Origin of the sequence: Candidatus Acididesulfobacter guangdongensis (genome assembly GCA_004195045.1) — a bacterium.
GTDB lineage: Bacteria > SZUA-79 > SZUA-79 > Acidulodesulfobacterales > Acidulodesulfobacteraceae > Acididesulfobacter > Acididesulfobacter guangdongensis.
Genome location: SGBC01000003.1, coordinates 407,156 through 419,648, shown reverse-complemented (window position 1 = coordinate 419,648; position 12,493 = coordinate 407,156). Strand labels below are relative to the sequence as shown.

Below are 12,493 nucleotides of genomic sequence, written 5' to 3'. Positions count from 1 at the left end.
AATAGAGTATGGTGAGCAACAAATGTTGTCGAATATACAAATATCCTTTCATTATATCACTCTTAAACAGAATATGGTATGGTGAGCAACAGTCTTAATCCTGCAATAGAAAGTTATCTACTCGGAAAAGGTGTCTGACACCTTTTACTTTACTTTTTACTTTTTACTTTTTACTTATATTTCGCTTAACCGAGCAAAGAAATGCATAAATATTTTCTATTGCAGGATTAAGGAACAACAGTAAGTATTCGTCGTTAAATAATAGAATCTATTTCATATTTTCCGTTACCGAAGGTTGTGTTTTTTCCTAAATGTATTATTTCACCGACTCTTATAATCCATAAAAATTCTTGTCCGACGTTTTCAAATGAAATTTTTCCGGTAAAACCGCTTATCTTCATATGCCTTTTCTGTCTATTGGAATATCTGTCGACTGATTTCCATTTTAGATTATTATTTGCCCTAACGCCGTATGCCTTTTCTATATAATAATTAAAATCTATATTATTATCAGGATTATCATTAATTTCATTTTTTTTGTTATCGCTATTGACGCAGTGAAAAAAGTTAAGATTAGAGATTCTTCTGAGCAAGTTTCGGATATATACATGAAATTCTAAATTTTGAACTATTTTTTCATTAAAGATTATTTTTGTAGGCGTTATAAAATCAAGATTAACAGAAAAGATTTCTTTTTTTGAAATATTACTGCATTTATATAGCTGATTATTATTATTTTCAGCCGATATCGCAGTTCTATCTGTTTTTAAGCCTATTGTATCATACGGCACAAATTGTTTCAAAACATTGCTGCCGCTGTCTTTTGCTATGCCGCTGTTTCCTGTACAGCAGCAGTCTTTTGTTTTTTCTATAAAATCTTTAACAGTATAGTAATTTCTGAGCGGCAGCAGTTCTTCTTTTTTAAAATCGTATAACTTTTCTTTATTTTTATCATTTATTATGTTAAAAAGAGAAAATTTGCCCTGCTTCATTTTTCCGATGCCTCGTCTGCCTGCTAAACCGAAAGAATATGCAAAATAAGGAAATAAAGATATAGCCTGTCCTATTAAAATCAACGAAAATTTTATTATTTCATTTTTCTTATAAAAATTTTTAGTTTCTAAAGGAGGCTCTATAATGTAAGGATGAGGAAGGGACGAATAATTTTTTAATCTTGATGAATTTGAAGGAGGAGGCGAGTCGAAAATTTTTTTAAACATACATACAGACTTAAAATTGCAGGTTTCGCACTCATTTTCATAAGAAATGCACATTACATCCTTAAAAATATGTCCGAAAACGCCTCTAAAAGTAGAACCTTTGTAGTCAGGAAGCAAGGTGTCATTTTCAGTTTTTATTTCAAAATTCAGTTTTGCTATTTTAAAATCATTTAATATTGCTGAAATTTTTTCATTCATAAGAGAATCCGCTGATATTTTATAACTTATAATTATGATTTTAATGCGACTGCATATACTGCATACACAAAAGCATACAAGCAATTGTATCGTAAATTTCTAAGATTGTAAATTTATAAAATAATTATAATAAAAAAACAATGTTGTTTTTAATTACAAATGCAAAAAGTTTTATTAGTATATAAATAAATATGATTACTGTCTTAATGAAAGCTGACAGCTAACATATTTATATATATTTAATTTTACATATATTCAATTATTTTAACTTAATTTTTTTAACTTAATTATTTTAACTTAATTTTTTAAATTTATTTAATCTTTAATTCAATTATTTTAACTTAATTTTTTAAATTTATTTTTTAAATTTATTTAATCTTTAATTCAATTATTTTAACTTAATTTTTTAAATTTATTTAATCTTTAATTCAATTATTTTTTAGGAGGAACTAAAACTATGTTGGTAAAAACGAAAAAAGATTTAAAAAAAATTGAATCGGCGGCATTGAAGCGGTATGCAGTTTCAATTTCACTTCTACTATTTGCTTTATTTATGTTTTCTGCAAAATCTGCGTTTGCATCGAATATTTATTTTAATAGATATTATGTCAGTCTGAACGGTGGAATTGCAGATACGTCAATAAGCGGAATATCTTCTAAATCTGGAGGGACTTACAATATCACGTTAGGCAAAAATTTCAACATGAATAAGATAGTTATAGGCGGAGGTTTATTATTAGGCTATGCGGACAACGGCTCATATTCATACTCTTACGGAAACGCAAGTCTTCATTCGGCATATTATGGAATATTTTTAAAAGGTGGATATGCATATCATAATTTTATGCCTTTTGTTAAATTGGGCTATATAGATTACGCTTTTGTCGGTACTTCAAGCACCGGTACGCAATGCTTTGACATTGAGGGAGATACTGAATGCGATGATGCTCAGTATGTATCAAGTATGAGTTCTGAAGGCGGCTTAATGTATGGCGCCGGCGTAGAATATTTATTTAATCCTGCATGGGGATTAACCGCTCAATATTTCGGCGGAGCATTGTCTGACAGTGATAAAGTTAACAGTTTTACAATCGGAATCGACTATAATTTTTAGTAGCATAGTTATAAGCATAATTCATAATAACTTTTTAAGTTTTGCAAACGGAACCGACTATAATTTTCAGGAGGAAAGTGGAAAAAATGAAAAAATCAAAAAAAATGTTTTTATTGCTGACTTTAGTATTGGTAATGTCTGCAGTAGCTCTTTCAGGCTGCGCAGACGGAATTGGAAACGGCAGGATTGCAAATCAGTCCAATAATACGCTTTCAAGAAAAATAATAAAAGGCAAAACTACCGAATCTCAAATTAGGCAGATGTTCGGAGACCCTGATAAAACTACTTTTAATAGCAAAGATGATTTAATGTGGACATACGAATATCAGCATGACCATGATACAGTTGCAGCTTATATACCGGTAGTAAATTGGTTTGCAAAAGATGTAAAGGGACATAAAAAAACTCTTGTTATTCTATTTAATAAAAAAGGTATAGTAAAAAATTATGCGTTCAGTAATTCTGCTAACAGTATCTCTTTAGGTATGTAACTATCATTAAATTGTACGAATTTAATTGAATTAAAAAATAGAAAGTTTTAGCGGTCGGCTATGATAGTTATTGATAATATTCATTGATTAACAACGATGGTGTAACCTGCTAAAACTTTTTATTTTTTTTTGCATTCAAAATATTTATATATTTATATATTTATTTGTATATTTTGTATATAATATATATTTATTAGCATATTTTATGTATAATACTAAAGTATAGCGTTATAGTTTATTAATTTATTTTGTTAATATGACATAGCTTATCAACTCGAATCTTTCATAATTATCAGCAGCACATTAATATTGTAACATTTATGAGACAATAAAAATGTCTAGGGGTTTTTTGCTATCAAAAAGTAAAAATATAAGCTTAAATAGACATAAAATAAAAAAAATAAACAAAATAAATAAAATAAATAAAATAAGAATTAATATTTCAGTTATGTCATCGATAATATCAAATAAAACGTCAGATAAAACAATTAAATCTATCGAAATAACTAGTTCCAAATATCTCTGCAATGCTTTTTCTATAAATATGCTTCAAACTTTCCCGGCAGAAATAAAAATAGAAGAAATAACCACTGCCGATGCTTCAAAATTAATTGCATCTGGAAAATATAAAAGTGCGATAGGTCACGCCTCAACAGCAGAATTGCTTTCAAATATATTAAGTTTTCCTATTAAAGTGAACAGGACGACATTACAGTTAAATGAAAACGATGAATTGCTGCTTGCCCAATACTACGGCGAAAGGCTGCCTGAAGGGGTGATAAAATTACCTGAAGGAAGTTCTATAAGGTGGTTCTTAGTTGTTGTGAAGTAGGTAAAATTAATAACGGTTAGATAATTAACAGTCAGACAGTTATTAAAATGACTCATAATTAAATGAATTAAATTAAAATTATTATATATAAAATTAAGAGAATACCCGCTTATGCCAAATAATTCGCTTCTTATAACGTTAGTCAGCGCACAGACTATTCCGAATATTTTATGTACGGATTTTTTTAAACCTGATGCCGTCTTATTTATTTCAACCGATAAAATGGAAAAAATAAATAAGGTAAATGCAACATTAGAATCAATAAAAGCAATTAATCAAAATAGCAGAAGTATTAATAGTTATTACTACAACGAAGCATCCGATAGAGCAGATAGAGCAAATGAGATAAAACATTATACGATTATCGTAAAAGAAGATTCAATTTTAGACACTATAGAAAAATTATCTTTTTGGATATATGAAAATGGTTCTAAGTTTGATGAATTTATAATAAATATAACTTTAGGAACAAAGATAATGTCTATTGCATTATTTGAAGCAATGAGGCAAAACAATAAAACAAAAAAAATAGTTTATATGCCTATAGACGAAAATATTATCGAAATTATTCCTGCCAATCTGTCAGAATTGTCGAAAAAAATGCTGTTATGCGATAATAACAACTATGACGATAATAATTATAATATTAACAATACTGGCAAAACAAACCAAACCCGCAGTATATCGCAATTTAACTGTTCTGATTGCAATGAAGAAAAACTAATAATAAAAAGAAGGTTGTCGTTATTTGAATATTGTAAAGCATATGATGTCGATATAACAAATTTTGATTGTTTGGATAGTATTAAGATACGATCAAAAAAAGACGAAAATTTTGCAAAATGGATTATCAATAACTATTTTGACGATAATTTTGCAGCAAACAGCATAATTGAACAACTGTTATCAAATTTTTTTATATTATTGATACAATATCGCAATGAAAAAGAACACAAAAAGAAATTGTCTAAAAACAAAGAACTTGCATTGAATTTAGATTTTACGCTGACGACATCTGCTAAATCTGATAAAAAAACTGTAAAATTAAAAAAAGAAGCTGTAAAAGAAGTCATAGAAGAAGTTGCGATGAAAGCAGCAAAAGAAGAAGAGTTATCTAAAAAGGTGGAAAAATCTGGGAAGAATACCGGCATATCAATGGAAAACAAGGAAAGTTTTGAAGAAAGTTTTGAAGAAAGTTTTGAAGAAAATAAAGATACTGAAATCAAAATTGAACTACTAAAAAAATTCTTCAGTTTTGAAAAAATGAACATTTGCAAAGTTGATATCCAAAGAGTAATTTCTGATGATTCTATTTCAAATACTTCCAATATAAAAATCGTCGGCACAATCTTAATAAATAAAGACACTGTCGATTTTTTAACAGGAGGATGGCTTGAAGAATTTTGTTTCAATGAAATAAATAGCCTGAAGGATGAAGGAATAATAGATGATGCAGCGATAAATGCCTCTTTAAGCAAAAAAAACGGCACAGATAATGAAATAGATGTTATATTCACTTCAAAGAATAAAATATATATGATTGAATGCAAATCTTTACAGCAAAAACATGACGCTAATTCCGAAATATTCTATAAAATTTATTCCATTCAAGATAAAGTTGGACGTCTTGCTACTAAAAGTTTTTTAGTCAGCACGGCGGCAGATAATATACTTGATAAGCAAGATGACGGGATTACAGATAGAAACAACGCAGCAGAAAATAATATAAAGACGGAAAACTGTAACTCAGAATATGCAAATCAGCCATATTTTCCTGCTATAAAGGACGCAGTTAAAAAAAGAGCTAATGAATTAAATGCAATTGTAATTAATCCAGTTTGTATAAAAAATCTAAAGAATGAAATAAAAAAATATCTATAATTCTATTAGTATAATTATTTTTAGTATAATTATTAGATTAATTTTTAAATTCTATTAGTATAATTATTTTTGATATAATTATTAGATTGATTCTTACTTAAATTAAATAATAATGAATAATAATGAATAATAATGAATAATAATGAATGTTAATGAATAATAATGAATAATAATGAATGTTAATAGCTAACTTAAACACATATCATTAATTCTGCTCAATTATAGCTTAATAATGAATTATATTATTTCCTACGATATAGCCGATAACAAAATAAGATTGAAACTATTTAAGATTTTAAAAGATTACGGGACGCACGTTCAATTCAGCGTATTTGAAGCAACGTTAAACAAAAAACAATATGATAAAATGTTGTCGGAAATATGTCAAATCAAAATAAATAAGTCTAAAGACAGTATAATAATTTATTCTCTGAATAAGTTGTCTGTTAAGAACAAATTGATTATAGGATGTTTTTCCAGAGACGAAAATAAAAGCTGTTATGTTATTTAATAAATTTGGCAAAATCAGGTGAGGCAATGTCTGATTTATTTGAAAATTTTTGTGAGTTCACAAATCTGGCGGCCGCTTTCAGAAGGGTATCTGAAAGCGGCGGAGGTCCAGGTACGGACCACATAACAATTGAAAAATATGCATCTGAATTAGACAGAAATCTCCATTTATTAATCGATGAAATTAAAACTTCATCGTATATACCCAAGCCCATAGCAAAATTTAAATATAAATCACCAAATTCCGGAAAAATTAGAGTATTAGGCATACCTTCTGTAGTCGATAGAGTAGTTCATACCGGACTGCTAAATGTTTTGGAACCTATTTTTGAGAAAGAATTTTTAAGATGCTCTTACGGTTATAGACCACGCAAATCATATGTCTGCAGTGCAGATATACATGCCTTTTTTGATTCTATAAATATCGGGATTTTGAATGAAAAGATTAATGCACGCATAAAGGATAAACCTTTCTTAAATTTATTGCGATTAATAATTGTAAATTCGGCTGAAGGCAAGGACACTGGAATTACCCTTGGTGCCCCTACATCTCCAATTTTCGGGAATATTTATTTAAACGATTTTGATAAAATCATTTTTAAAGAGTCAAATTCAAAATATTTAAGATATGCAGATGATTTTGTAATTTTTTCTGATTCGGAAGAAAATATCTATAAACTTAAAGATATATCTGAAAGATACCTTAAAGAAAATTTAATATTGGAATTATCAAAAGAAAAGACTTCGATAGTAAACATAAAAATCGGTGATGACAACAGAAAAGGATTTGATTTTCTCGGATATCATTTTAACAGCTCAGGTAAATACCCATCAGAAAAATCATTGTGTAATTTTTCAGAAAAAATTAACGGACTAACTTTAAACGGCATTAAGAATATATATTTAGATAACATAATTGACGGCTGGCTGAATTATTTTGACATAAAAATAGCAAATAAGGATAATTATCAGGAGATAGTCGAACTGATAGATCGATTAATAGCTGAAAAGCCTGAATTAAATGTTGGTTTATCAATTTTAAAAAGCGCATTATTTGCAAAAAACTTTCAGAAAGATATTTCATCGTTTATTATTAAATCCATTAAAGATAAAATCTTGTCTGATGATTTAGGAAATGAAAATGTAAATGAAAATGAACAGTATAAAAAATGTAAGAGAGATATTAAATTAGATGCGGCTATTTTAAGCAATGAATTAGATTTAGAAAGAGATTCTTTTGATTTTATTTCTGAAAAAAGCGGAGATACAGAAAGAATTTTGAATATAAGCGATTATTTTGTGTCAAAAAATGAGTATGAAAAGGCCATAAGGTTATTAAACAGATTTATTGAAAATAATCCGAATTTTACAGACGGATACGAAAAATTGTCAGAAATATACAGAAGAATGGGTTTAACCGGACTTTCTGAAAAGATGCAGGATTACAAAAAAGGAACTGAAAAAAAAGAAGGAACTAACGACATAAACATTAATCAAAATGTAAATAAAAACATAGATGAAAAAAAATCTGAAGTGGAAAATAAGGACTCGGAGACAGAAAATAAAACAGACAGCAAGTCTCTATACGATAGTGTACCAGATGCAGATATTTTAACTCCAGAAAAAATGGCTGCTGAAAATAAAGATAAAAAGGACAATAAAGATAATATAAATAACATAATTAACGCAGGTTATTACGATAGCAGTGCTACTTACCAAGATAACAAGAAGATTATAGATATAAATAATGTTGATATTGCTTTAAAATATCTGAACATTTTTACCGGAGCCGAAAATTATTACGCTAAAGCTTTAATCAATAAAAATCAAAAATTATTTTATACTAAAATAAATAACCAATTAGACGAAAATGTTATTTTTGAGCACATAAACGGCATCAATACTATTGGCGAATATATTATTCGAAACGATAACTGCATAAATTATGCTGTAATAGATATCGATATTAATTCGGAGCATATAAAAAGTATTTCTTTGGATTCAAACGAATATAGAGATTATCTTAATGAAGCACTAATGTATTCTATTTTAATTAAAAATAGCTTGAAAGCAGAAACGGATTCTGATTGCTACGTCGAATTCAGCGGTTATAAAGGTTATCATGTATGGTTCTTTTTTGAAAAACCTATTTTGGCAAAAACAGGCAGGGAATTTGTAAATTATTTTATTAATAAGCATAAATTTAGACCTCATATAAATATTGAAATTTTTCCAAAAGAAAATAAGATAAATAAAGATGCTGCAGGAAGTCTAATAAAACTGCCGCTTGGTATAAATCTATTGACAGGCGCCGAAACATATTTTGTGAATGACGAAGGCGATAAAATTGTAAATCAGTTTAAATTTATAATAAATGATATAAAAAGAATTTCTGAACAATCTATTAAAGAGATATTAAACCGAAAAAATTATAGGGCAATAGGGGCAATAGACACAGAAATTGCATTATCGGATATAGAAAGCGAAGAGCTTAAGATACTTCTTGATAAATGCGATGTTTTAAAATATTTATACGATAAAGTTAAAATAACTAAATATTTAACTCACACTGAACGATTATCGATATTATATTCAATAGGATATGCTTATAACGGTAAAAAATTAGTTCATTATATAATTAGCTATTGTGCAAATTACGATAAAAATATTACTCAAAAGTATATAAATAAAGTAAAAGGCGATAAATATTCTATATCATGCTATAAAATAAGAGAATGGCTTTCATATATAACTTCGCAAGTTGGATGCAACTGTAAATTTAAAATTGAAAAGGGTGAATATCCAAATATAACAATGCATCTAAAAGATTTTAATAAGAAAATAGCTGATTTGAAAGCCGAAGACGAATTGATGCTAAAAATTAAATTGAAAGAATCGGAAAATGCGAAAAATCAGGAAAAAGACCAAATTAAAGCAGACACCATCTTGAAATTTAACGATAAATCTTCCGATGTGAAATCTAATACTGATGTTACTATAGAAAATAAACAGAAAAAAATATCTGATTTAGAATTAATTATAAAAGATAAATCATATTTTTCATCTGAAACATCAAGTAACGAAATAAACTTAGAGACAGAAACGGAAATTGATAATCTAATATTAGAATTTATTTCGGCAAAAAAAGAACTTTCTGAAAAATTGCAATTTTTTAATAAAATAAAAGGGAATATAGATGCAATTTTTAAAAATAAAGAATTAAACTATCTAAATACAAAATATGGAAAGTTATATAGAATATCAGTTGACAATAAAAGAAATATTAACAATACTGAACATAATGATAATGATATCAAAAATGAAACAGATGGCTCTATAAAATATTTTATTGAGATTTAAATATAGATACAAATTTTAAAATAAAACTACATATTGTTAAAAAATTATAAAAATATAAAATTTAAAAGTGAAAAAAGTGAAAAATAATAGAATAGTTTCAAAAAAAACATTATTGTAATTTTTATACAATCAATATGTCGACACTTTATATTTCAGAACAGGGCGCAGTTGTAACAAAAATATCAAGAAGACTATCTGTACAAAAAAACTCTAAAACTATTTTAGAAATACCTATAATAAAAATAGATAAGGTTTTTTTATTCGGAAATATTCAAATTACGACGCAAGCTATTAATTTTTTATTGGAAAGCAATATAGATGTTTCATTTTTTACGATGAATGGGAAATGTCATGGAAGATTGACTGCTATGGAATCTAAAAATATTTTTTTAAGATTAATACAATATGAAAGATTTTTAGATAAAGAATATCAAATAAAATTAGCCAGAACGATTGTTAAATCTAAATTAAATAACGAAATTGACCTTATTTACTCTTTTTCTAAAAACTATGGAATATCTAGATTTAAAGACATATTAACCGGAATTAAAAATTGCATTTTGCAATTAGATAATAAAATTACTATAAATTCTATCATGGGGGTTGAAGGCATTGCAGCAGCATACTTTTTTAAAGCTTTTAAAATGATGATAAGAAACGAAAATTTTATTTTTACAGTTAGAGAAAAGAATCCATCATTAGATCCTATAAATTCTTTATTGAGTTTCGGATATACATTGATTACCAATGAAATATTAAATATGTTATTCGGTAATGGATTTGACCCATATATCGGTTTTTTACACGGTATAAATTATGGGCGTCCATCTCTTGCATTGGATTTAGTTGAAGAGTTTAGAAGCTCAATAGACGGTTTTACATTGAAACTTATAAATAAATCAATAATTGCTCAAGATGATTTTGTATCTTCAACAGGCGGGGTATTTTTAAAAAATCATGCCATGAAAAAATATTTTAATCATTATGACAAGCTTATGGCTGAATCGACCCCAAAATCTAAAAGACTTTATATTAAAGATAGGATTAATATGCTAAAAAAATCAATAACAAATAGAACAGATTTTATACCAATAAATCAGGTTGCTATGCCATACCCTTAAATTAGAGTGAACTTAAAATATACAATAAAAATGAATAAGATAATTCAATTAAATAAAGTAATTTAATTATATAATAAATATATCAATAAGTTACAAAAGAGTATCAGTATTAATGCTATTTTCCGTTATCTATTATTTTACAAAAAAATGTTGACTTAACGGAAGTAATTATGTATATTGGTTTAAGCTTATGTATTTATTTAAATTTTCAACAATAAATTTGTTAATAAGTTGTGGATAACCGATACATTACGAAAAACGAGCCATATAACTTAATAAATTAAATAAGTTACAAAAGGCAGCATTTGAATATTTCCCTGATTTAAAAGGGATTGAGACTTCTTTAACTCCCCTTCGGGAGTTAAGAACTCCTTACTTAAATTTGAATATTTCCCTGATTTAAAAGGGATTGAGACCTTATCCTTTTTTTAATTATATTTATTTTATTTTATTTTATATTTGAATATTTCCCTGATTTAAAAGGGATTGAGACGGAAAAAATAAAAATTAAACCTTCTTTGATCCCCTATGAATTTGAATATTTCCCTGATTTAAAAGGGATTGAGACATTTTTGATATTCTAATGATTTTTCATCATTAGAATAAATATTTGAATATTTCCCTGATTTAAAAGGGATTGAGACAAATACTACCCTGAAAAATAACGTCAGCATTCAGCTTACCGATTTGAATATTTCCCTGATTTAAAAGGGATTGAGACGTACGGCGCTTCTTACCTTAAAGAAGGCATTGCTGCCTTCATTTGAATATTTCCCTGATTTAAAAGGGATTGAGACACTTCATCTAACATAATAACTCTCCTTTTTTTATTGTTATTTGAATATTTCCCTGATTTAAAAGGGATTGAGACGGTGAAAGGCAATATTATTGCCCTGTTTTTTTGCTACGAATTTGAATATTTCCCTGATTTAAAAGGGATTGAGACTCGGCTGGCTTTAAAATTTTTTTTTATTTTATTTTTTATTTGAATATTTCCCTGATTTAAAAGGGATTGAGACAAGATAAAATAATAAAGAATAAATAATGTATATGCGATAAAAATTTGAATATTTCCCTGATTTAAAAGGGATTGAGACTTTCAAAATTAAATACACTTTCTTTTTTTAACTCCCCATTTGAATATTTCCCTGATTTAAAAGGGATTGAGACATTTCATTCATTTTCATTTTTTAATCTCCTTTTTTTTATTTATTTGAATATTTCCCTGATTTAAAAGGGATTGAGACCTTTCAAAATCTTTTATGTCTGAATAAAAATATTTCCTAATTTGAATATTTCCCTGATTTAAAAGGGATTGAGACATTTGTTTTGCCGTCCCAAGAAAACTTTAATGCCCTCAAATATTTGAATATTTCCCTGATTTAAAAGGGATTGAGACTTATACTCATCCTTTTTAAGACTTCTACTGAAATAAGAATTTGAATATTTCCCTGATTTAAAAGGGATTGAGACTGAAAACACACACAAAACGTTTTCAAATTCCTTATTAGCTAAATTTGAATATTTCCCTGATTTAAAAGGGATTGAGACTATAGTGCTGCTGAAATAAGAATTGCTTCTTATTTCAGATTTGAATATTTCCCTGATTTAAAAGGGATTGAGACCTTTCCTATTTTCCTAATGCGGTGGCGGGTTTATTTGGCTTGATTTGAATATTTCCCTGATTTAAAAGGGATTGAGACTAAATTTAGTTTGAAAAGTTTATATAAAAACTATAAAATTTGAATATTTCCCTGATTTAAAAG

8 protein-coding genes and 1 CRISPR repeat array (1 of these 9 only partly in view) are annotated in these 12,493 nt (G+C 27.3%); of the genes, 7 read left to right on the top strand and 1 reads right to left on the bottom strand.

Translation table 11 applies throughout. The annotated features are described in order from the left end of the window. Window positions 1–254: 254 nt before the first annotated feature. A complete protein-coding gene (locus EVJ46_08215) occupies window positions 255–1,418 on the bottom strand; it encodes a CRISPR system precrRNA processing endoribonuclease RAMP protein Cas6 (GenBank protein RZD16161.1) in 1,164 nt (387 codons plus the stop codon). A gap of 457 nt (window positions 1,419–1,875) precedes the next feature. Between EVJ46_08215 and EVJ46_08210 the strand changes: the two genes are divergently transcribed. The 7 genes from EVJ46_08210 to cas1 all read left to right on the top strand — a co-directional run bounded on the left by EVJ46_08210 (window position 1,876) and on the right by cas1 (window position 10,727). Beyond that, window positions 1,876–2,532 carry a porin family protein gene (locus tag EVJ46_08210; protein ID RZD16160.1) on the top strand — a complete coding sequence of 219 codons (657 nt, stop codon included), beginning with the start codon at window positions 1,876–1,878 and terminating at the stop codon, window positions 2,530–2,532. Between the two features lie 86 nt (window positions 2,533–2,618). Beyond that, window positions 2,619–3,023, top strand: coding sequence for a hypothetical protein (locus EVJ46_08205; GenBank protein RZD16159.1), 405 nt, complete (start codon window positions 2,619–2,621; stop codon window positions 3,021–3,023). 334 nt (window positions 3,024–3,357) lie between these two features. After that, a complete protein-coding gene (locus EVJ46_08200; GenBank protein ID RZD16158.1) occupies window positions 3,358–3,855 on the top strand; it encodes a DUF1874 domain-containing protein in 498 nt (165 codons plus the stop codon). Window positions 3,856–3,966: 111 nt separating this feature from the next. Continuing rightward, window positions 3,967–5,736, top strand: a complete 1,770-nt coding sequence (locus tag EVJ46_08195; GenBank protein RZD16157.1) for a DUF1887 family protein — start codon at window positions 3,967–3,969, stop codon at window positions 5,734–5,736. A 229-nt stretch (window positions 5,737–5,965) separates the two neighbouring features. After that, window positions 5,966–6,247, top strand: coding sequence for a CRISPR-associated endonuclease Cas2 (cas2, locus tag EVJ46_08190; protein RZD16156.1), 282 nt, complete (start codon window positions 5,966–5,968; stop codon window positions 6,245–6,247). Between the two features lie 26 nt (window positions 6,248–6,273). Next, complete coding sequence (locus tag EVJ46_08185) at window positions 6,274–9,606, top strand: hypothetical protein (GenBank protein ID RZD16155.1); 3,333 nt, start codon at window positions 6,274–6,276, stop codon at window positions 9,604–9,606. A 134-nt stretch (window positions 9,607–9,740) separates the two neighbouring features. Further along, window positions 9,741–10,727 carry a CRISPR-associated endonuclease Cas1 gene (gene cas1, locus EVJ46_08180; protein ID RZD16154.1) on the top strand — a complete coding sequence of 329 codons (987 nt, stop codon included), beginning with the start codon at window positions 9,741–9,743 and terminating at the stop codon, window positions 10,725–10,727. A 303-nt stretch (window positions 10,728–11,030) separates the two neighbouring features. Then, window positions 11,031–12,493: a CRISPR direct-repeat array (repeat unit 36 nt; unit sequence ATTTGAATATTTCCCTGATTTAAAAGGGATTGAGAC) (it continues 990 nt past the right edge of the window).

Excerpts from the sequence above, each read along its gene's own strand:
- EVJ46_08200 (RZD16158.1), top strand. The coding sequence starts at position 3,358 with ATGTCTAGGGGTTTTTTGCTATCAAAAAGTAAAAATATAAGCTTAAAT.
- EVJ46_08215 (RZD16161.1), bottom strand. The coding sequence starts at position 1,418 with ATGAATGAAAAAATTTCAGCAATATTAAATGATTTTAAAATAGCAAAA.
- EVJ46_08195 (RZD16157.1), top strand. The coding sequence starts at position 3,967 with ATGCCAAATAATTCGCTTCTTATAACGTTAGTCAGCGCACAGACTATT.
- cas1 (RZD16154.1), top strand. The coding sequence starts at position 9,741 with ATGTCGACACTTTATATTTCAGAACAGGGCGCAGTTGTAACAAAAATA.
- EVJ46_08205 (RZD16159.1), top strand. The coding sequence starts at position 2,619 with ATGAAAAAATCAAAAAAAATGTTTTTATTGCTGACTTTAGTATTGGTA.
- EVJ46_08185 (RZD16155.1), top strand. The coding sequence starts at position 6,274 with ATGTCTGATTTATTTGAAAATTTTTGTGAGTTCACAAATCTGGCGGCC.
- EVJ46_08210 (RZD16160.1), top strand. The coding sequence starts at position 1,876 with ATGTTGGTAAAAACGAAAAAAGATTTAAAAAAAATTGAATCGGCGGCA.